Source organism: Streptomyces sp. NPDC042259 (assembly GCF_055582085.1).
This window is the reverse complement of the sequence record NZ_JBVJDW010000005.1, coordinates 101334-121045: the sequence shown is the minus strand read 5'-3', so window position 1 is coordinate 121045 and position 19712 is coordinate 101334. Positions and strand designations below refer to the sequence as shown.

The window sequence follows — 19712 nt, the reverse complement described above, 5'->3', positions numbered from 1 at the left end:
CCCCCGTTTGTGCCCCGGGCATCCCCTCTTCGTCTCATATCCGGCGGGCGAGGTCACCTGCTCGGCGCGGCCGGATACCCTGGGAGGCGATTGACTCTGCCCCCCGACTCCGAGGACCTACGAGCGCCGTGTTCGATACCCTCTCCGATCGCCTTTCCGCGACTTTCAAGACCCTCCGGGGCAAAGGACGCTTGAGCGAGGCGGACATCGACGCCACGGCGCGCGAGATCCGCATCGCGCTGCTCGAAGCGGATGTGGCCCTCCCCGTCGTCCGGGCCTTCATCAAGCAGGTCAAGGAGCGCGCGCTCGGGGCCGAGGTCTCCAAGGCCCTCAACCCGGCCCAGCAGATCATCAAGATCGTCAACGAGGAGCTCATCGGCATCCTCGGCGGCGAGACCCGTCGTCTGCGCTTCGCCAAGACCGCGCCGACTGTGATCATGCTCGCCGGTCTCCAGGGTGCCGGTAAGACCACCCTCGCCGGAAAGCTCGGCCACTGGCTCAAGGGGCAGGGCCACAGCCCGCTGCTCGTGGCCTGTGACCTCCAGCGTCCCAACGCGGTGAACCAGCTCGGCGTCGTCGCCGAGCGCGCCGGCGTCGCGATCTACGCGCCCCAGCCGGGCAACGGCGTCGGTGACCCGGTCCAGGTCGCCAAGGACTCCATCGAGTACGCGAAGACCAAGGTCCACGACATCGTCATCGTGGACACCGCCGGCCGCCTGGGCATCGACCAGGAGCTGATGCGCCAGGCCGCCGACATCCGCGACGCGGTGCGCCCGGACGAGATCCTCTTCGTCGTCGACGCGATGATCGGCCAGGACGCGGTCAACACCGCCGAGGCCTTCCGCGACGGCGTCGGCTTCGACGGCGTGGTGCTCTCCAAGCTCGACGGCGACGCCCGCGGCGGTGCCGCCCTGTCGGTCGCGCACGTGACCGGCAAGCAGGTCATGTTCGCCTCCAACGGCGAGAAGCTGGACGACTTCGACGCGTTCCACCCGGACCGCATGGCGTCCCGCATCCTCGGCATGGGCGACATGCTCAGCCTGATCGAGAAGGCCGAGCAGACCTTCAGCCAGGACGAGGCCGAGAAGATGGCGGCCAAGCTGGCGAAGGGGCCGAAGGAGTTCACGCTCGACGACTTCCTGTCCCAGATGGAGCAGGTCCGCAAGATGGGCAGCATCAGCAAGCTGCTCGGGATGCTGCCCGGCATGGCGCAGATGAAGGACCAGATCAACAACCTCGACGAGCGCGACGTGGACCGCACCGCCGCGATCATCAAGTCGATGACCCCGGCCGAGCGCCAGGACCCGCACATCATCAACGGCTCGCGCCGCGCCCGTATCGCCAAGGGTTCGGGCGTGGAGGTCAGCGCGGTCAAGAACCTCGTGGAGCGCTTCTTCGAGGCCCGCAAGATGATGTCCCGCATGGCCCAGGGCGGCGGTATGCCGGGCATGCCGGGAATCCCGGGCATGGGCGGCGGCCCCGGCCGGCAGAAGAAGCAGCAGAAGCAGGCCAAGGGCAAGCGCAAGAGCGGTAACCCGATGAAGCGCAAGGCCGAGGAGCAGGCCGCGGCCGCGCGCCGCGAGCAGGGCGACAATCCGCTGGGGCTGCCCGCTCAGGCTCCGCAGAACTTCGAACTGCCCGACGAGTTCAAGAAGTTCATGGGCTGAGGCCGGGCCGTCGGCCGGCGCCGGTGAATCGCCCGTCACGGTGGACCGTGGCGGGCGATGTCATCGACCGGGCCGGGGGAGGGGTGCGGGCGCCTCAGACGCGCGCGATGAGATAGCGGAAGACATTCGGCATCCAGACGGTCCCGTCCCGGCGCAGATAGGGGTGCAGGGCCTCGACCAGTTCCTTGGTCACCTGCTCCTCGTCCGTCGCCCGTGTCGCCGCGTCGAACGCCCCCGTCGACAGCAGGCCGCGCACCGCGCTGCCCATGTCGGCGTAGCCGTAGGGGCACGACACCCGCCCCGAGCCGTCCGGCACCAGCCCGGCCTGACGGGCCAGGTCCTCCAGATCGTCGCGGCCACTGGGCCGCCAGCGGGCAGGCGCGCACATCGGGTCCGCGAGCCGGGCCGCGACCCGAAGCGCCCCGGAAGCCGCGCAGCGCTCCTGCGGCCCCCAGCCGGCCAGCACGACCGGCGCGCCGTGCCCGGCACAGGAGGCGGCCCGGGCCAGCGCCTGTGCCATGCCGCGGGCGCTGCCGCCCGCGCAGTACAGCGGGTCGAAGGCCGTGATGAGGTTGAACGCCGGAGCGCCCGGTTCGACGACGGACTCCGGGCCGCCGTGGCCCAGCCGCGTCCCGTCACCGCCGGTGTCCTTGGGTATCAGCCGTTCCCGGGCCAGCTCCAGCCGGCGCCCGTCCTGGTCGACGCCGCAGACGGCGGCCCCGCGGGCGGCCGCCATCAGCAACGCCAGGCCGGAGCCGCAGCCGAGACTGAGCAGCCGGGTGCCGGGACCGACCTCGAGCCGTTCGTAGACCGCTTCGTAGAGCGGCACCAGCATCCGTTCCTGGATTTCCGCCCAGTCGCGGGCCCGGGGATCGGGCGACGTGGAGGACGGCCGGTGCCGCCGTACGAGCGTTGGTGTCATCGAAAGCGCCCCAATCCGCCGAGAGACGTGATCTGGTCCTGCTTGCCGCCCCCGTGTGCTGCTGTGCGCGCCGCTGTGAAATACCCCCGACAGCCAGAGAACTCCGCTTCCGTCCCCGAGTCCAGAGGGCCGGTGCCAGAACGTTCCCGTCTGCCCACGATGGCATGTGCCGGGTGTCATCGCACGGAGAGGATTCCGTTCGGGAGCCGGCCGGAAACCCCGGCGGGTCAAGGGACCGAACGGGTGAACCGGTACCGGGATCGGTGCCCCGACCGGAGCGGGCCCGGGGCCGGGACGGGGGATTCACGCTCGGCCCCGAGCGCCCCGTACCATTCGCACCATGGCAAAGGCTCCCATTCTCACCCCCCAGGCGGAAGATTTCCCGCGCTGGTACCAGGACTTGATCAACAAGGCCGAGCTGGCCGACAACGGCCCGGTGCGCGGCACCATGGTCATCCGCCCGTACGGATACGGGCTCTGGGAGCGCATGCAGCAGGAGATGGACGCGCGCATCAAGGACGCGGGCGCCCAGAACGCCTACTTCCCGCTCTTCATCCCGCAGTCCTACCTGACGAAGGAAGCCGAGCACGTCGAGGGCTTCGCCCCCGAGCTGGCGGTCGTCACGCACGGCGGCGGCAAGGAGCTGGAAGAGCCGGTCGTCGTCCGGCCGACCTCCGAGACGATCATCAACGAGTACTTCTCCAAGTGGGTGCAGAGCTACCGCGACCTGCCCCTGCTGATCAACCAGTGGGCCAACGTGGTCCGTTGGGAGATGCGCCCGCGCGTCTTCCTGCGGACGAGCGAGTTCCTCTGGCAGGAGGGCCACACCGCCCACGCCACGTACGAGGACGCCCGCGACTACGCCGCCCGGATCCACCGCGACGTCTACGCCGACTTCATGGTCAACGTCCTCGGCATCGATGTCGTCCTGGGCCGCAAGACGGCCAAGGAGCGGTTCGCCGGTGCCATCAACACCCTCACCCTCGAGGGCATGATGGGCGACGGCAAGGCCCTCCAGCTGGGCACCAGCCACGAGCTGGGCCAGAACTTCGCCAAGGCCTTCAACACGCAGTACCTGTCCAAGGGCGGCCAGCAGGAGCTGGTCTGGCAGACCTCCTGGGGTGTGTCGACCCGTATGGTCGGCGGTCTGATCATGTCGCACGGCGACGACAACGGACTGCGCGTCCCGCCGCGGCTGGCGCACGTCCAGGTCGTCGTCATGGCGATCAAGGGCGACGAGGCCGTGGCCAAGGTCCGTGAGCTGGGCGACCGGCTGAAGGCCGCGGGCATCCGGGTCCAGGTCGACGACCGCGTCGACACCCCCTTCGGCCGCCGCGCCGTGGACTGGGAGCTCAAAGGCGTACCGGTCCGCGTCGAGATCGGCCCGCGCGACCTGGAGAACGGCACCGCGATGCTGGCCCGCCGGATCCCCGGCGGCAAGGAGCCGGTGGCGATCGACGCGCTCGTCGACCTGCTGCCGAAGGTCCTCGAAGAGGACCAGGCGCAGCTGCTGCGCGAGTCCCGCGAGCGCCGTGAGGCCCGTACGACCGACGTCACCACCCTCGAGGAGGCCGCCGAGGCCGCCGTCGCCGGTGGCTGGGCCCGCATCCGCTGGGCGGACCTGGGCCCCGAGGGCGAGGCCAAGCTCGGCGAGCAGGCCGTCTCCGTGCGCTGTCTGGTCGCCGAGGACGGCTCGGTGCCGGACGCCGACGACGCCCCGGGCACCCTCGCCATCGTCGGCCGCGCCTACTGACCCGGCCCGGGGCGCCCGCGGGCGCCCCGGCCCCCAAGGGGCACGCCCCCCGGCGCGCGCCGGGGGGCGTGCCCCTTACTCGTGAGTCAGTACGTCCACTCTTGCGAACGGGTGCGCGGGTTCTCCATAGATCTGCGCACCCGCCCTCGTCAGGACGCATGAGCGTGAAACTGACTGGTACGTGCAAATTATTTGGGATGGCCCGGTATCGGAACACCGGGCCTTCCTTGCTCGTTGTCACGACGTGAGCACGACACCACCTGTTCTCGCCGCAGAGCTGGCGCAGGCGTGGGCCGACATTCAGCGGTACCACCCCGAGCTGCCAGATCTCGCCGCGCCCGAATCGTTGATCGGGGAGTCGTCGTCCGCCTGCGGCGCCGAACTCTCCTTCGAACGGCTGCTGCACGAGGCTGTTCACGGCATCGCGGCCGCCCGCGGTATCCGTGACACCTCACGCGCCGGCCGCTACCACAACCGCCGGTTTCTCGCGATCGCCGAGGAACTGGGGCTCGACCACAGCGATGAGCCGCATCCCAGCAGCGGCTTCTCCCTGGTCGTGCTCAACCCGGAGGCGCGCAAGCGCTACCGGCCGACGATCGACAGACTCCAGCGCGCCCTCAAGGCGCACACGGTCGCGACCGCCGCCGACACCTCGCGCACCTTCCGGGGCCCGGCCGCGCGGCACGGCTCCTCCGGCGGAGGGGTGCGCGTGAAGGCGGTGTGCGACTGCGGCCGTAATGTCCGAGTCGTCCCCTCCGTGCTGGCCCAGGCGCCGATCATGTGCGGCGGCTGCGGCAAGCCGTTCCGCATCCCCGAGGCCGTATCGGTCGGCTGACCTGGAGCGGTGTGGCACAATGGGACGCTGTACTCGACAGTCGCATAGGACCCCTCTCTCCTCCGGCTGACGCGTCCATCGGGCACCCGAGTACCGCAACCCCACGTGGCATCTCATGTGCCCAACCACGTCAAGACCAGGAGACACCACTCCAGTGGCAGTCAAGATCAAGCTGAAGCGTCTGGGCAAGATCCGTTCGCCTCACTACCGCATCGTCGTCGCCGACTCCCGTACCCGCCGTGACGGCCGGGCCATCGAGGAGATCGGTCTGTACCACCCGGTGCAGAACCCCTCGCGCATCGAGGTCGACACCGACCGTGTCCAGTACTGGCTGAGCGTCGGCGCGCAGCCGACCGAGCCCGTCATGGCCATCCTCAAGGTCACCGGCGACTGGCAGAAGTTCAAGGGCCTCCCGGCCCCGGCTCCGATGCTCCTCCCCGAGACCAAGGAGGACAAGCGTCGCGCGTTCGACGAGTTCACCAAGGGTCTCGAGGCTGGCGCCGCGAAGGGTGAGGCCATCACCCCGAAGGCCAAGAAGTCGGAGAAGAAGGACGAGGCCGCCGCGGCCGAGTCCGCTGAGTCGACCGAGGCCTGAGGATGCTCGAGGAGGCCCTTGAGCACCTCGTAAAGGGCATCGTCGACAACCCCGACGAGGTGCAGGTCGCTTCACGCGACCTGCGTCGTGGTCGCGTGCTCGAGGTCCGGGTGCACCCCGATGACCTCGGCAAGGTGATCGGCCGTAACGGCCGCACCGCGCGCGCACTGCGCACCGTCGTGGGCGCCATCGGCGGCCGTGGTATCCGCGTCGACCTCGTCGACGTGGATCAGGTCCGCTGAGAAGCGATAGAGCACCGGCACGGGCCGGGAAGGGTTACGGCCCTTCCCGGCCCGTTGTCGCGTTCGTACGCAAAAACCGCGTCCGCGGGCGGAAGCCCTACGCGGAAGCAGAGAAGGATTCACAGTGCAGCTGGTAGTCGGCAGGATCGGCCGCGCCCATGGGATCAAGGGCGAGGTCACGGTTGAGGTGCGTACGGACGAGCCCGAGCTGCGGCTCGGCCCCGGCGCCGTTCTGGCCACGGACCCCGCCGGGGTGGGGCCGCTGACCATCGAGACCGGCCGGGTGCACAGCGGCCGGCTGCTGCTGCGGTTCGCCGGCGTCAAGGACCGCACGGGCGCCGAGGCGCTGCGCAACACCCTCCTGATCGCCGAGGTCGACCCCGCGGACGTCCCCGAGGACCCCGAGGAGTTCTACGACCACCAGCTGATGGACCTCGACGTCGTCACCGTCGACGGGATCGAGATCGGCCGGATCACCGAGATCTCCCACCTGCCCTCGCAGGACCTGTTCATCGTGGAGCGCCCCGACGGCAGCGAGGTGATGATCCCCTTCGTCGCCGAGATCGTGCCGGAGATCGACCTGGAGGCACAGCGCGCGATCATCGACCCGCCGCCGGGCCTGATCGACACCGACCAGGCCGTGATCGCGAGCGCCCGGGCCGCCGAGGCGGCCGACGAGCCCGCCGACTCCTCTCCGGCCGCCGAGCCCGGCACGGCGGACGACGACGAGAAGGGTGACGTGTAATGCGGCTCGATGTCGTCACGATCTTCCCCGAGTACCTGGAGCCGCTGAACGTCTCGCTCGTCGGCAAGGCCCGGGCCCGTGGCCGGCTCGATGTGCGCATCCACGACCTGCGGGAATGGACGCACGACCGGCACAACACCGTCGACGACACCCCGTACGGCGGCGGCCCCGGCATGGTCATGAAGCCCGAGCCGTGGGGCGAGGCGCTCGACGCCGTCATCGAGTCCGGGGACGGCGAGACCCGCCCCGTCCTGGTCGTCCCGACGCCCAGCGGCAAGCCCTTCACCCAGCAGCTCGCCGTGGAACTGTCCGAGCAGCCGTGGCTGGTCTTCACCCCCGCCCGCTACGAGGGCATCGACCGCCGCGTCATCGAGGAGTACGGCGACCGCCTCGACGTGCGCGAGGTCTCCATCGGCGACTATGTGCTGGCGGGCGGCGAAGCCCCGGTCCTGGTGATGGTCGAGGCCATCGCCCGGCTGCTGCCCGGTGTGCTGGGCAACGCCGAGTCGCACCGGGACGACTCCTTCGCCCCCGGCGCCATGGCCGACCTCCTGGAAGGCCCGGTCTACACCAAGCCTCCGGAGTGGCGCGGCCGCGGCATCCCGGACGTCCTGCTCAGCGGCCACCACGGCAAGATCGCCCGCTGGCGCCGCGACGAGGCATTCCGGCGCACGGTGGAGAACCGGCCCGACCTGATCCGCCGCACCGACCCGGTCGCCTTCGACAAGAAGGACCGCGAAACCCTCTCGATCCTGGGCTGGGCGCCGGGGCCCGACGGCCGATTTGGGCCACTGGCCCCGGACGTGGAAGAATAAGCCGTTGCCTTGCGTCCGGCGCGCGCCCCTGCCACAGGGGGAACGACGTTCGCCCGACGTTTCGGCACACCCCCATCATCATGACTAATTTCCGCTGATGACCTGTGGCATCGGCGAGGAGAGCAGACGGCTATGAACCTTCTCGACAACGTCGACGCCGCGTCGCTGCGCACGGACGTCCCGAACTTCCGCCCGGGTGACACCGTGAACGTTCACGTTCGCGTCATCGAAGGCAACCGCTCCCGCGTGCAGCAGTTCAAGGGTGTCGTTATCCGTCGCCAGGGTGCGGGCGTCCGCGAGACCTTCACGGTCCGCAAGGTCTCCTTCTCCGTCGGCGTCGAGCGCACCTTCCCGGTGAACTCCCCGATCTTCGAGAAGATCGAACTGGTCACCCGCGGTGACGTGCGTCGCGCCAAGCTGTACTACCTCCGTGAGCTCCGCGGCAAGGCCGCGAAGATCAAGGAGAAGCGCGACAACTGAGCTTCTGTCGGGGGTTCTGGCCGGGCCGGATAGGCTTTCGGCTCGATGGACACCGACGCACAGCTTTCGGAGCGCGACCGCTCTCCAGAACCCGTCAAGGGGGAGGAGCAGGGGTCGCGCTCCGCGCGTATTTCCGGGGACTCCCCGGCCGGGCCCGACGAGCGTGCACACGGGAGCCCCGAGGGTTCGGCGGCCCCTTCCGGACGTTCTCCCCTCGCCGCCGTGGGGCAGTGGCTGACCGGCGGCGGACCGCTGCGCCGGGCGGGGCTGCTGCTGACCGCCTGCATGGTCTTCCTGCTCCTGGTCAGCAGCTATCTCGTGCAGCCCTTCCTGATCCCCTCCGGCTCGATGGAGAACACCTTCCGGGTCGGCGACCGGGTGCTGGTCAACAAGCTCGCCTACCGCTTCGGCGACGAGCCGCGCCGCGGTGACGTGGTGGTCTTCGACGGCACCGACTCCTTCATCCAGGGCAGACCGGCCGAGAACCCGGTGGCGGCACTGGTGCGCGAGGGGGCCTCGGCCGTCGGACTGATGCGGCCGGCGGAGACCGACTACATCAAGCGGGTCGTCGGGACCGGCGGCGACCGGGTCCGCTGCTGCGACCGGCGCGGCAGGCTCGAAGTGAACGGCACGCCGGTGCTCGAGGACTACCTCCACCCCGGCGACGCCCCCTCCCAGGTGTCGTTCGACATCGTGGTGCCGGAAGGCAGGCTCTGGGTGATGGGCGACCACCGCAGTGACTCCCGTGACTCCCGTGACCACCTGGGCGAGCCCGGTGGCGGCACGGTCCCGGTGGACCGGGTCATCGGGCGGGCGGACTGGATCGGCTGGCCCTTCGGCCGGATGACGTCGGTGAAACGCCCCGACGCCTTCGCCCGCGTCCCGGAGCCGGGGCACGGAACGCCTGGGCACGGGGTGCCTGGGAATGGGGCGCCGGGGCACGGCGGGAGCCCGCATGGGTAGCCGGGGCCGTACGGAGCCGGCTCCGGGCGGGCGGGCCGCGCGGCGGAAGGCGGCACGGCGAGTCAAGCGGCGGCGGCGCCGGTCCGCGGTCAAGGAGGTGCCGATCCTCATAGCGGTGGCGCTGCTGATCGCGCTGGTGCTGAAGACGTTCCTGGTGCAGGCGTTCGTGATCCCCTCCGGCTCGATGGAGCAGACGATCCGGATCGGTGACCGGGTGCTGGTGGACAAGCTCACGCCCTGGTTCGGGTCCCGGCCCGAGCGTGGTGACGTCGTGGTCTTCAAGGACCCGGGCGGCTGGCTCGACGGGGAGCCGAAGGCCGGGCCCGATCCGGTGGTCATCAAGCAGGGAAAGCAGTTCCTGACGTTCATCGGCCTGCTGCCGTCCGCCGACGAACAGGATCTGATCAAGCGGGTCGTCGGGGTCGGCGGCGATACCGTCAAGTGCTGCGACGAGGACGGCAGGGTCACCGTCAACGGGACGCCGCTCAATGAGCCGTATCTCAACCCCGGCGACGTTCCCTCGCAGTTGAAATTCGAGGTGAAGGTGGCGCCCGGCCGGATTTTCGTGCTGGGTGATCACCGCTCGGATTCGGCCGATTCGCGCTATCACCTGGACGAGCCGGGGAACGGCACGATCGCCGAGGACTTGGTGGTGGGACGCGCCACGGTCATCGCCTGGCCGTTCGGCCACTGGCGGCGGCTGGCCGAGCCGAACACCTTCGCATCGGTCGGCAACGCGCCGGGTACGAGGACGTCGGCGCGCGGTTCGCCGAATAGTGTGTCCCTCATGGATCGGCAAGGATTGATCCAGCTCCCGAGCCCTGCGGAACTCCCGCTCGTTATGGGAGTGGTGGGCCTGCGTCGTATGTACGACAGGCGGCAGCGCGGAGTGAGGAGTGGATGTGGGGGATTTGGCGGTAGGCGCCCGTTCCGGTCACGGAGAGCCGGAAAAGCGGCCCGGGGAAGCTGAGCAGCCGCCCGTGGGCGAGGCGCCGGAGGCGGCCGCGTCCCAGGCGTCCCAGCCGACCCAGGAGCCTCAGACCTCGCAGGCGCCCCATTCTTCGCAGGAATTGACGGGTGGACCGGTGGATGGACCGACAGGCGGATCGCCGGGCGCGGACCCCGGCGATGTGACGCCCGAGAGCGACGCGCGGCAGGACGACCGGCGGGCGCCCAAGAAGCAACGATCCTTCTGGAAGGAACTGCCGATCCTCATCGGCATCGCCCTGCTGCTCGCCCTGCTCATCAAGACCTTCCTGGTCCAGGCGTTCTCCATCCCCTCCGACTCGATGCAGGACACCCTGCAGCGGGGTGACCGGGTACTGGTGGACAAGCTGACGCCGTGGTTCGGCTCGAAGCCCGAGCGCGGCGAGGTGGTGGTCTTCCACGATCCGGGCGGCTGGCTCGACGAGACGACGACGGCGGACCCCGGCCCCGTCGCGGGCGGGATCCAGAAGGTCCTGAGCTTTATCGGCCTGATGCCCTCCGCGGAGGAGAAGGACCTGATCAAGCGGGTCATCGCGGTCGGCGGGGACACCGTGGAGTGCAAGGGCAACAACGACCCGGTGACGGTCAACGGCAAGGCCCTCAAGGAGCCGTACATCTTCCCGGGCAACACCCCCTGCGGTGACAAGCCGTTCGGCCCGATCAAGGTCCCCGAGGGCCGGATCTGGGTGATGGGCGACCACCGTCAGAACTCCCTCGACTCGCGCTACCACCAGGACCTGGACAAGTTCCAGGGCACGGTCTCGGAGGACGAGGTCGTCGGCCGCGCGATCGTCATCGCCTGGCCGGTCAACCGCTGGTCCACCCTGCCCGTCCCGGACACCTTCGACCAGAAGGGGCTCGGCGCGGCCGTGGCGCCGCCGGCCCTCGGGCTCGCCGGCGCGGTACCGCTGGTGCTCTGGCGCCGGAACCGGACGGCCAGGAAGGCCGTGCCGAAGGGCTGACCCGCGTCCGTACCGCCGGGTAGTGTGCGATTCCATGCCCCCGGGCATGGAATCCGATCTTCTACACGGCGCGGGGGCAGGGGATGAGCCAGACGACAGGGACGACCGACGGCCACGGCCGCACGGGCAGGAGACTGTCCGGGCTGGCCGTGGCCGTCGGTCTGCTGCTCTTCCTCGGCGGGTTCGTGGCGGGGGCCATCCTCTACCGGCCCTACACCGTGCCCACCAACTCGATGTCGCCCACCATCGGCATCGGCGACCGGGTCCTCGCCCAGCGGATCCACGGTGCGGACGTGCGGCGCGGGGACGTCGTCGTCTTCGAGGACCGGCTCTGGGCCGACCAGCCGATGGTCAAGCGGGTCGTCGGCGTCGGCGGCGACAAGGTCGCCTGCTGCGACCGGCGGGGCCGGATCACGATCAACGGCGAGCCCCTGGAGGAGCCGTACGTGCCGGGCCCGGGGCCGGCCTCGCCGACCGGTTTCGCCGCCACCGTGCCCGACGGGCAGCTCTTCCTCCTCGGTGACCACCGGGCCGGCTCCCTGGACTCCCGCACCCACCTGACCGACGCCGGCCAGGGGTCCGTGCCGCGCACGGCGGTCAAGGCGCGCGTGGACGCCACCGCATGGCCCATGGCCGGCTGGGGCATGATCGACCGGCCCGCCACCTTCGCCGCGCTGCCGGGCGGCACCTCACGGCCCGGACCGCTGCCGCTCGTGGTGACCTCCGTCGTCGCCGGGGCCGCGCTTATCCTGGGCGGTGCGGCGTACGGACCCCTCGCACGCCGGCTGAGCAGGAACGGAAGGGCGATGGCGGTAGCGCATGGCTGACGGCGTGCGCAGGGCGGCGCGGGTCATCCTGCTCGACGCGCGGGACCGCGTCCTGCTGCTGAACGGCTTCGAGCCGGCCGATCCCACGAGCACCTGGTGGTTCACCCCGGGCGGCGGGCTGGAGGGCGACGAGACCTGGGAGCAGGCGGCGCGCCGGGAGCTGGCCGAGGAGACGGGGATCACAGAGATCGAACTGGGCCCGGTGCTCTGGCGCCGGTTCTGCTCCTTCCCCTTCGACGGGCGGCGCTGGGACCAGGAGGAGTGCTACTTCCTGGCCCGCACCGGGCAGGCGGGGCAGTGGACCGGCGGCGGGACCGAACTGGAGCGCCGCAGCGTCACGGGCCTGCGGTGGTGGACCTGCGAGGAACTCCTCTCGGCCCGTGAGACGGTGTATCCGACCAGGCTCGGCGAGCTGCTGCGTACGCTGCTCGACGAGGGACCCCCGAGTACGCCGGTGCTCCTGGAGACTGAGCGCGCCTGACGCACAATGGGGGGACGCACGGCTGAAGGGGAACATGCCATGAGCGCCGAGGACCTCGAGAAGTACGAGACCGAGATGGAGCTGAAGCTCTACCGGGAGTACCGCGATGTCGTCGGTCTGTTCAAATACGTGATCGAGACCGAGCGTCGTTTCTATCTGACGAACGACTACGAGATGCAGGTCCACTCCGTGCAGGGCGAGGTCTTCTTCGAGGTCTCGATGGCCGACGCCTGGGTGTGGGACATGTACCGCCCGGCCCGGTTCGTGAAACAGGTGCGGGTGCTCACGTTCAAGGACGTGAACATCGAGGAGCTGAACAAGAGCGATCTCGACCTTCCGGGTGGCTGAGTTATCCACAACCGACGGGTTATCCACCAAGATCCAATAGTTGGGGGCGGGCGCGGCACAGTCGGTGCCGGAGGTGGTGCCCGTGAACGCCCGAGGAGCGCTGGGCCGCTACGGCGAGGAACTGGCCGTGCGCCGTTTGGCCGAGGCGGGGATAAGGATCCTGGACCGCAATTGGCGGTGCCGGGAAGGTGAGATCGACATCGTGGCGTCCGACGGCGACGCCCTGGTGATCTGTGAGGTCAAGGCGCGCCGCGCGGGGCCCTACGAACACCCGATGGCCGCGGTGCGGACGGTCAAGGCCGAGCGGCTGCGGCGGCTCGCCGCCCGCTGGCTGGAGCGGCACGGCGGACCGCCACCGGGCGGGGTGCGCATCGATCTGGTGGGAGTGGTCGTCCCCGACCGGGGCGCCCCCGTCATCGAGCACGTCAAGGGGGTGGCCTGATGGGCTTCGCCCGAACGTGCTCGGTGGCCCTCGTCGGTGTCGAAGGGGTCGTGGTCGAGGTCCAGGCCGATCTGGAGCCGGGGGTCGCGGCCTTCACCCTCGTCGGTCTCCCCGACAAGAGCCTCGTCGAGAGCCGCGACCGGGTCCGCGCCGCGGTGGTGAACTCCGGAGCGGAGTGGCCGCAGAAGAAACTGACGGTCGGTCTGAGCCCGGCCTCGGTCCCCAAGGGCGGCAGCGGCTTCGACCTGGCGGTGGCCTGCGCGGTGCTGGGAGCCGCCGAGCGCATCGACCCGCGCGAGATCGCCGATCTGATGATGATCGGTGAGCTGGGCCTCGACGGCCGGGTCCGTCCGGTGCGCGGCGTCCTCCCCGCGGTGCTCGCCGCCGCCGAGGCCGGCTACCGCCAGGTCGTCGTCCCCGAACGTACGACGGCCGAGGCCTCCTTGGTGCCCGGCGTCTCGGTGCTCGGTGTCCGCAGCCTGCGCCAGCTGATCGCGATCCTGACGGACGAGCCGGTGCCCGAGGAGGAGGACCGGCCGCGCGAAGGCAGCCCCGACCCGATGCTGGCCGGGCTGTCGGTGCCGGGGGTGGGCATCGGGGCGGCTGCCATCCTCGGCGAGCGCCGGCCGGATCTCGCCGAGGTCGCGGGCCAGAGCAGAGCCCGCCGGGCGCTGGAGGTCGCCGCGGCCGGCCGCCACCACCTCTATTTCCAGGGCCCGCCGGGGGCCGGCAAGACCATGCTCGCGGAGCGGCTTCCCGGTCTGCTGCCGCCGCTCACCCCGCAGGAATCCCTGGAGGTCACCGCGGTGCACTCGGTGGCCGGGGTGCTGCCCGCCGGTCAGCCGCTCGTCGAGCGGGCACCGTACTGCGCGCCCCACCATTCCGCGTCTATGGCCTCGCTCGTCGGCGGCGGTTCGGGGATGCCCCGCCCCGGGGCGGTGTCGCTGGCACACCGGGGCGTGTTGTTCATGGACGAGGCCCCGGAGTTCTCGGGGCGGGTGCTCGACGCCCTCCGACAGCCCCTGGAGTCGGGGCATGTGATCGTGGCCCGCTCCGCGGGGGTGATGCGACTGCCCGCCCGGTTCCTTCTCGCCCTGGCCGCCAACCCCTGCCCGTGCGGACGGCACGGACTGACCGGTGAAGGGTGCGACTGTGCCCCGCAGACGGTCAGACGGTACCGGGCGCGCCTGTCCGGGCCCCTCATGGACCGCGTCGACCTGCGGGTGACGGTCGAGCCGGTGGCCCGGTCCGAGCTGGTCGGCCTGGGCGCCGGGCACGGGGCGGAGTCGACCGCCGAGGTCGCCGCGCGCGTCCGCGCCGCCCGGGACCGGGCCTTGTGCCGGTACGCGGACACCCCCTGGCGCACCAACAGCGAAGTACCCGGGCACGAGCTGCGGACCCGCTGGCGCGCCGCCCCGGAAGCCCTGGCCGAGGCCGAACGCGACATGGAGCGGGGGCTGCTGACGGCACGTGGCCTCGACCGGGTGCTGCGGGTGGCCTGGACGCTGGCGGACCTCGCGGGACACGACCGCCCCGAGGCGGTGGACGTCAACCACGCGCTCGAACTGCGGACGGGCTTCCAGCGCGGCGCGGCCGCCCTCGCCGGAGCCCCGGCATGACGGGCCCCGCCCCGGACGCCGTCCCCGGCTCCCCGCCGGGCCGCGTCCCGGACGGCGAACGGCTCGCCAGGGCCGCGCTGACGCGGCTGACCGAGCCGGGGGACGAGACGGTGGGGCGTTGGGTGCGGCAGCTGGGAGCCACCGCCGTGGTCCGGGGGCTGACAGGGGAGGGGCAGCCGCCCAAGGGCGCGCGCGAGGAGCGGCTGGCGGGGTGCCGGGCTCGCGCCGCCCGCCTCGACCCCGCGGGCGACCTCGATGCCGTGGCCCGGCTGGGAGGCCGCTTCCTGTGCCCCGGCGACGGGGAGTGGCCCCGGCAGCTCGACGACCTCGGGGACGCCCGGCCGCTGGGCCTGTGGGTCCGCGGCCGCCCTCATGTGCGGCTCTGGGCGCTGCGCTCCGTCGCCGTGGTCGGTGCCCGGGCCTGCACCGCCTATGGATCGCATGTGGCGGCCACCTTCGGGGCCGGGCTGGCCGAGCGCGGCTGGGTGGTGGTCTCCGGTGCCGCCTACGGCGTCGACGGCGCGGCGCACCGCGGGGCGCTCGCCGCCGGCGGGGCGACGGTGGCCGTGCTGGCCTCGGGGGTGGATGTGCCCTATCCGCGTGGACACACCGAGTTGATCGACCGCATCGCGGAACAGGGTCTCGTCCTCGCGGAGTTGCCACCGGGCGGTCATCCCACCCGGAGCCGCTTCGTGCTGCGCAACCGCGTCATCGCCGCGTTGACGCGGGGGACGCTGGTCGTGGAGGCCGAATACCGCAGCGGATCCCTGGTCACGGCGCGCCGCGCACGGCACCTGGGCCGGTACACCATGGGCGTTCCGGGGCCCGTTACCTCCGGACTGTCGGCCGGTGTGCACGAACTGCTGCGCGAGGAGGCGACCCTGGTGACCGACGCCGACGAGGTCGCCGAGTTGGTCGGCGACATCGGTGAGCTGGCGCCCGAGCGACGCGGGCCGATCGTGGCCCGGGATCTGCTGGAGCCCACGGCGGCCGCGGTGCTGGAGGCCGTGCCCGGGCGGGGCGGCGGCCACCTCGACGACATCGCCCGGGACGGGGCCCTGAGCCGGGACCGGACGCTCGCCGGGCTCTATGAACTCCAGGCCCTGGGGTTCGTCGAACGCCGTGGTGATCTCTGGCAGTTGGTCCGGCCGCCGTCAACATCCGGCACCCCCAAGCCCCCCGGACGACGCCCGACTGTGCGGCGAGGCGGTACTTGACCTGGGGCGATCGGGTGAAAAGGTTAAGGCGATGACCGAGGCAGCCGATGCGGCGAGCTCCGTTCGGCCGCCGTACCACCAGGCGGCCGCCCTGCCGGGGCGCGGACGGCGGAGCATATCCGCGCATCACCGAAGGAGTTCCCTTCGCTGACCGCGACGTCTCAGTCACGCTACGCTCACGGGAATCCGGCCATTCGTACCCCCTCGATCCACGTCACACCAGAACGGCTCAAGACGACGCATGCCCCAGCACACCTCCGGGTCCGACCGCGCGGCCGCGCCGCCCGCAGCCCGCGGCGCCGCGCGCCCTCCCGCGCCCTCGACGCTCGACGAGCTGTGGCGGTCGTACAAGGCCTCGGGCGACGAACGGCTGCGGGAGCAGCTGATCCTGCACTACTCGCCGCTGGTGAAATACGTGGCGGGCCGGGTCAGCGTCGGGCTGCCGCCCAACGTCGAGCAGGCCGACTTCGTCTCCTCCGGGATCTTCGGACTGATCGACGCCATCGAGAAGTTCGACCCCGCGCGGGCCATCAAGTTCGAGACCTACGCCATCACCAGGATCCGGGGGGCGATGATCGACGAACTGCGCGCGCTGGACTGGATCCCCCGCTCGGTCCGGCAGAAGGCGCGCGCCGTAGAGCGCGCCTACGCCACGCTGGAGGCCGAGCTGCGCCGCACCCCCTCCGAGGCGGAGGTCGCCGCCGAGATGGGCATCGCCCTGGAGGAACTGCACGCCGTGTTCAGCCAGTTGTCCCTCGCCAACGTGGTGGCGCTGGAAGACCTGCTGCACGCCGGTGAGGAGGGCGGCGAGCGGCTCAGCCTGATGGACACGCTGGAGGACACCGCCGCCGACGACCCGGTCGAGGTGGCCGAGGACCACGAGCTGCGCCGGCTGCTGGCCCGGGCCATCAACACCCTCCCGGAGCGGGAGAAGACCGTGGTCACCCTGTATTACTACGAGGGACTCACGCTGGCGGAGATCGGGCAGGTGCTCGGTGTCACCGAGAGCCGGGTCAGTCAGATCCACACCAAGTCGGTGCTTCAGCTGCGGGCCAAGCTGGCGGATGTCGGACGCTGAATCGTCCCTCCAGCGTCGTCCGTGACGGGGTGGGTCCGTAGAGTGGACGCGTGCCCAGGATTCGAGCGGCCTCCGTGGCCGAGCACCGGACGATGCAGCGCGGCGCCCTGCTGGACGCCGCCCGCTCCCTGCTGTCCGAAGGCGGTACGGAGGCGCTGACCTTCCCCGCACTCGCCGAGCGCACCGGACTCGCGCGGTCCTCGGTCTATGAGTACTTCCGCTCGCGGGCGGCGGTCGTCGAGGAGCTGTGCGCCGTCGACTTCCCCGTCTGGGCGGCGGAGGTCGAGGCCGCGATGGACCGGGCGGACACGCCCGAGGCGAAGATCGAGGCCTATGTGCGGCAGCAGCTCGCGCTCGTCGGCGACCGCCGTCACCGTGCCGTGGTCGCCATCTCGGCCGGCGAGCTGGACGCGGGCGCGCGCGAGAAGATCCGCGCCGCGCACGGCGGGTTGATCGCCATGGTCGTCGAGGCCCTCGTGGACCTGGGCCACGAGCAGCCGCGACTGGCCGCCATGCTCCTCCAGGGCGTGGTGGACGCCGCGGTCCGCCGGATCGAGCTGGGCGCGGCCGAGGAGCCGCACCGGATCACCGAAGCCGCCGTCTCCATGGCCCTGCGCGGCGTCCGGGGCTGACCCCTCCGCCTCGGGCACTGCGGCCTCCTTGGACGCCTTGCCCCTCCGGCTCCTATGACCGCTACGGCCTCTTCGGCGGACGCCACCCCGAAGGCATCGGCATCGATACGCCGCCCCCGCCTCACGGAGGAAGCGGCGGGAAGGCGCCGGTCAGCGGGAGCAGACGGGACGGGCCGCGGCGGAGTATTTCCGGCGGCAGCAGGCTCAGCGGATCGAGATAGGCCTCACCGCGCCGCAGCCCCCAGTGCAGACAGCCTGCCGGGGAGGGGGCACCTCCCACGCCGTTCCGGCAGTGGGAGAACAACGGCCCGCCCGCCAGCGTGCCGATCACCTCTCCCGCCGCCACCCGGTCGTCCACCCGCGCCGTGGCCCGTACCGGCTCGTACGTCGTGCGCAGTGGCGGGGCGCCGGTGCCGGACAGCTCCACCACCAGCACCGGGCGCCCGGCGACCGGCCCGGCGAAGGCGATCGTGCCCGGCGCCGCGGCCCGGACCGGCTGCCCGGTGACGGCGGCGAGATCCACCCCGCGGTGGCCCGCCTTCCAGGGCTCCGGAGGCGGGTCCCAGCCCCGCACGACCAGGGGCCGTGCCCCGCGCGCCCCGCCGACCGGCCAGGCCCGGTCGCCGGCCGCCCGCCCCGCGCCGTCGGTGGGTGCGGCAGTCCGGCCCGGTGGGGGACGGCCGCCCGCCGCCTCCCCTCGCGGGCCCGGGGCCGGACCCCTTCCCGGGCTCGCCGCCCCCGGGCCCGCCCCCGGACGCGCGGCCGGACCCCTCGGGAAATCCGCCGCCGAAACCGCGGCCGAAGCCGTGCCGCACAGGATGATGGCCGGCAGCGCCCAGAGGGTGAGGGCTCGCACGGCCGTGCCGAGTCGTCGCATGCCGTCACCGTCCCGCACTGCGCCGTCCGGTGGGGATCTTGACCCGGATCTGTGGACTACTCGCGGGTTGTGGACATCGCCGTCACCCGGGCCTTCACCGGTCCCGTACACTTCTCATGGCGATCCGGGTCACCGGATCGACTTCGCACGCCCCGCCACTGGCGCGTCAGTCCCTTTCGGGCAGCACGGTGGCCGTGTCTCTCGGTCCGTGGAACGGCTTCTCGCAAGAGCGCCCTCCCGGCGGGCACGCCGGGGCGTCAGGAGCGGCGGCCGCCCGGCCGCCGTGGAACCGAGCAATACGAGGAGCGCGGCCATGGCCGTCGTCACGATGCGGGAGCTGCTGGAGAGCGGCGTCCACTTCGGTCACCAGACCCGTCGTTGGAACCCGAAGATGAAGCGTTTCATCTTCACGGAGCGCAACGGCATCTACATCATCGACCTGCTCCAGTCGCTGTCGTACATCGACCGCGCCTACGAGTTCGTCAAGGAGACCGTCGCGCACGGCGGCTCCATCATGTTCGTCGGTACGAAGAAGCAGGCCCAGGAGGCCATCGCCGAGCAGGCGACCCGTGTCGGGATGCCGTACGTCAACCAGCGCTGGCTGGGCGGCATGCTCACCAACTTCTCGACCGTCTACAAGCGCCTGCAGCGCCTGAAGGAGCTCGAGCTCATCGACTTCGAGGATGTGGCCGCGTCCGGCCTCACCAAGAAGGAGCTGCTCGTCCTCTCCCGCGAGAAGACCAAGCTCGAGAAGACCCTCGGCGGCATCCGCGAGATGCAGAAGGTGCCCAGCGCCGTCTGGATCGTGGACACCAAGAAGGAGCACATCGCCGTCGGTGAGGCGCGCAAGCTCCGCATCCCGGTCGTCGCGATCCTCGACACCAACTGCGACCCCGACGAGGTCGACTACAAGATCCCGGGTAACGACGACGCGATCCGCTCCGTCACGCTGCTCACCCGCGTGATCGCCGACGCCGTCGCCGAGGGCCTCATCGCCCGTTCCGGTGCCGCCACCGGTGACGCCAAGGCCGACAAGGCCGCCGGCGAGCCGCTGGCCGAGTGGGAGCGCGACCTGCTCGAGGGCGACAAGAAGTCCGACGAGGCCGAGAAGCCGGCCGAGGCCGCCGCCGAGGCGCCCGCCGAGGCCGCTGCCGAGGCCCCCGAGGCCCCGGCCGCGGACGCCGAGCAGGCCTGACCACTCAGTCGCGGTAGATGACGGGGTCGG

The 19712-nt window shown here is 71.3% G+C and carries 22 protein-coding genes; 20 read left to right on the top strand and 2 right to left on the bottom strand.

Annotated elements, in window-relative coordinates; all coding sequences use genetic code 11:
- Nucleotides 1-128 precede the first annotated feature (128 nt).
- Nucleotides 129-1667, top strand: a complete 1539-nt coding sequence (gene ffh, locus ACZ6MA_RS16105; protein ID WP_469434278.1) for a signal recognition particle protein — start codon at nt 129-131, stop codon at nt 1665-1667.
- A gap of 94 nt (nt 1668-1761) precedes the next feature.
- Here ffh and ACZ6MA_RS16100 read toward each other — a convergent pair whose 3' ends face one another.
- Nucleotides 1762-2589 carry an SAM-dependent methyltransferase gene (locus tag ACZ6MA_RS16100; protein ID WP_469434277.1) on the bottom strand — a complete coding sequence of 276 codons (828 nt, stop codon included), beginning with the start codon at nt 2587-2589 and terminating at the stop codon, nt 1762-1764.
- 340 nt (nt 2590-2929) lie between these two features.
- Here ACZ6MA_RS16100 and proS point away from each other — a divergent pair, with 340 nt between their 5' ends.
- The 18 genes from proS (at nt 2930) to ACZ6MA_RS16010 (ending at nt 17610) form a co-directional block, all read left to right on the top strand.
- The gene (gene proS / locus ACZ6MA_RS16095; protein WP_469434276.1) at nt 2930-4342 is read left to right on the top strand and encodes a proline--tRNA ligase; all 1413 of its coding nucleotides are present in this window, start codon (nt 2930-2932) and stop codon (nt 4340-4342) included.
- A gap of 244 nt (nt 4343-4586) precedes the next feature.
- Nucleotides 4587-5177 carry a hypothetical protein gene (locus ACZ6MA_RS16090; RefSeq protein ID WP_130880135.1) on the top strand — a complete coding sequence of 197 codons (591 nt, stop codon included), beginning with the start codon at nt 4587-4589 and terminating at the stop codon, nt 5175-5177.
- A 154-nt stretch (nt 5178-5331) separates the two neighbouring features.
- A complete protein-coding gene (gene rpsP / locus ACZ6MA_RS16085) occupies nt 5332-5772 on the top strand; it encodes a 30S ribosomal protein S16 (RefSeq protein ID WP_130880136.1) in 441 nt (146 codons plus the stop codon).
- A gap of 2 nt (nt 5773-5774) precedes the next feature.
- Complete coding sequence (locus ACZ6MA_RS16080; protein WP_362211881.1) at nt 5775-6014, top strand: RNA-binding protein; 240 nt, start codon at nt 5775-5777, stop codon at nt 6012-6014.
- A 124-nt stretch (nt 6015-6138) separates the two neighbouring features.
- A complete protein-coding gene (gene rimM, locus ACZ6MA_RS16075) occupies nt 6139-6759 on the top strand; it encodes a ribosome maturation factor RimM (protein WP_469434275.1) in 621 nt (206 codons plus the stop codon).
- Entirely contained in the window at nt 6759-7574 is an 816-nt protein-coding gene (gene trmD / locus ACZ6MA_RS16070; RefSeq protein WP_469434274.1) for a tRNA (guanosine(37)-N1)-methyltransferase TrmD, read from the top strand. The genes rimM and trmD overlap by 1 nt, the downstream gene beginning before the upstream one ends.
- A 132-nt stretch (nt 7575-7706) precedes the next feature.
- Nucleotides 7707-8054: a 50S ribosomal protein L19 gene (gene rplS, locus ACZ6MA_RS16065; protein ID WP_184739423.1), complete on the top strand. Its 348-nt coding sequence runs from the start codon at nt 7707-7709 to the stop codon at nt 8052-8054.
- A gap of 45 nt (nt 8055-8099) precedes the next feature.
- Complete coding sequence (gene lepB / locus ACZ6MA_RS16060; RefSeq protein WP_469434272.1) at nt 8100-9017, top strand: signal peptidase I; 918 nt, start codon at nt 8100-8102, stop codon at nt 9015-9017.
- Nucleotides 8980-9987 carry a signal peptidase I gene (lepB, locus tag ACZ6MA_RS16055; protein ID WP_469434270.1) on the top strand — a complete coding sequence of 336 codons (1008 nt, stop codon included), beginning with the start codon at nt 8980-8982 and terminating at the stop codon, nt 9985-9987. The genes lepB (ACZ6MA_RS16060) and lepB (ACZ6MA_RS16055) overlap by 38 nt, the downstream gene beginning before the upstream one ends.
- Nucleotides 9929-10966 (top strand): signal peptidase I, encoded by a 1038-nt coding sequence (lepB, locus tag ACZ6MA_RS16050; RefSeq protein WP_469434695.1) that lies wholly within the window; start codon nt 9929-9931, stop codon nt 10964-10966. Before lepB (ACZ6MA_RS16055) ends, lepB (ACZ6MA_RS16050) begins: the two co-directional genes overlap by 59 nt.
- Before the next feature lie 83 nt (nt 10967-11049).
- The gene (gene lepB / locus ACZ6MA_RS16045) at nt 11050-11793 is read left to right on the top strand and encodes a signal peptidase I (RefSeq protein WP_469434269.1); all 744 of its coding nucleotides are present in this window, start codon (nt 11050-11052) and stop codon (nt 11791-11793) included.
- Nucleotides 11786-12274, top strand: coding sequence for an NUDIX hydrolase (locus ACZ6MA_RS16040; protein WP_469434268.1), 489 nt, complete (start codon nt 11786-11788; stop codon nt 12272-12274). The genes lepB (ACZ6MA_RS16045) and ACZ6MA_RS16040 overlap by 8 nt, the downstream gene beginning before the upstream one ends.
- Before the next feature lie 39 nt (nt 12275-12313).
- Nucleotides 12314-12622, top strand: a complete 309-nt coding sequence (locus tag ACZ6MA_RS16035; protein ID WP_009714730.1) for a DUF2469 domain-containing protein — start codon at nt 12314-12316, stop codon at nt 12620-12622.
- 82 nt (nt 12623-12704) lie between these two features.
- Nucleotides 12705-13064 carry a YraN family protein gene (locus tag ACZ6MA_RS16030; RefSeq protein WP_469434266.1) on the top strand — a complete coding sequence of 120 codons (360 nt, stop codon included), beginning with the start codon at nt 12705-12707 and terminating at the stop codon, nt 13062-13064.
- Nucleotides 13064-14683 carry a YifB family Mg chelatase-like AAA ATPase gene (locus ACZ6MA_RS16025; protein ID WP_469434265.1) on the top strand — a complete coding sequence of 540 codons (1620 nt, stop codon included), beginning with the start codon at nt 13064-13066 and terminating at the stop codon, nt 14681-14683. The genes ACZ6MA_RS16030 and ACZ6MA_RS16025 overlap by 1 nt, the downstream gene beginning before the upstream one ends.
- Nucleotides 14680-15900 (top strand): DNA-processing protein DprA, encoded by a 1221-nt coding sequence (gene dprA, locus ACZ6MA_RS16020; protein ID WP_469434264.1) that lies wholly within the window; start codon nt 14680-14682, stop codon nt 15898-15900. The genes ACZ6MA_RS16025 and dprA overlap by 4 nt, the downstream gene beginning before the upstream one ends.
- A 241-nt stretch (nt 15901-16141) precedes the next feature.
- Nucleotides 16142-16978 (top strand): RNA polymerase sigma factor WhiG, encoded by an 837-nt coding sequence (whiG, locus tag ACZ6MA_RS16015; RefSeq protein ID WP_469434262.1) that lies wholly within the window; start codon nt 16142-16144, stop codon nt 16976-16978.
- A 74-nt stretch (nt 16979-17052) separates the two neighbouring features.
- Nucleotides 17053-17610 (top strand): TetR/AcrR family transcriptional regulator, encoded by a 558-nt coding sequence (locus ACZ6MA_RS16010; protein ID WP_469434693.1) that lies wholly within the window; start codon nt 17053-17055, stop codon nt 17608-17610.
- A 121-nt stretch (nt 17611-17731) separates the two neighbouring features.
- On the opposite strand, the gene ACZ6MA_RS16005 is transcribed toward ACZ6MA_RS16010, so the two are convergent.
- On the bottom strand, nt 17732-18487 hold the full coding sequence (locus tag ACZ6MA_RS16005; protein WP_469434260.1) for a murein hydrolase activator EnvC family protein: 756 nt from the start codon (nt 18485-18487) through the stop codon (nt 17732-17734).
- 313 nt (nt 18488-18800) lie between these two features.
- Between ACZ6MA_RS16005 and rpsB the strand changes: the two genes are divergently transcribed.
- Nucleotides 18801-19682 carry a 30S ribosomal protein S2 gene (gene rpsB / locus ACZ6MA_RS16000; RefSeq protein WP_365371563.1) on the top strand — a complete coding sequence of 294 codons (882 nt, stop codon included), beginning with the start codon at nt 18801-18803 and terminating at the stop codon, nt 19680-19682.
- Nucleotides 19683-19712: the final 30 nt, after the last annotated feature.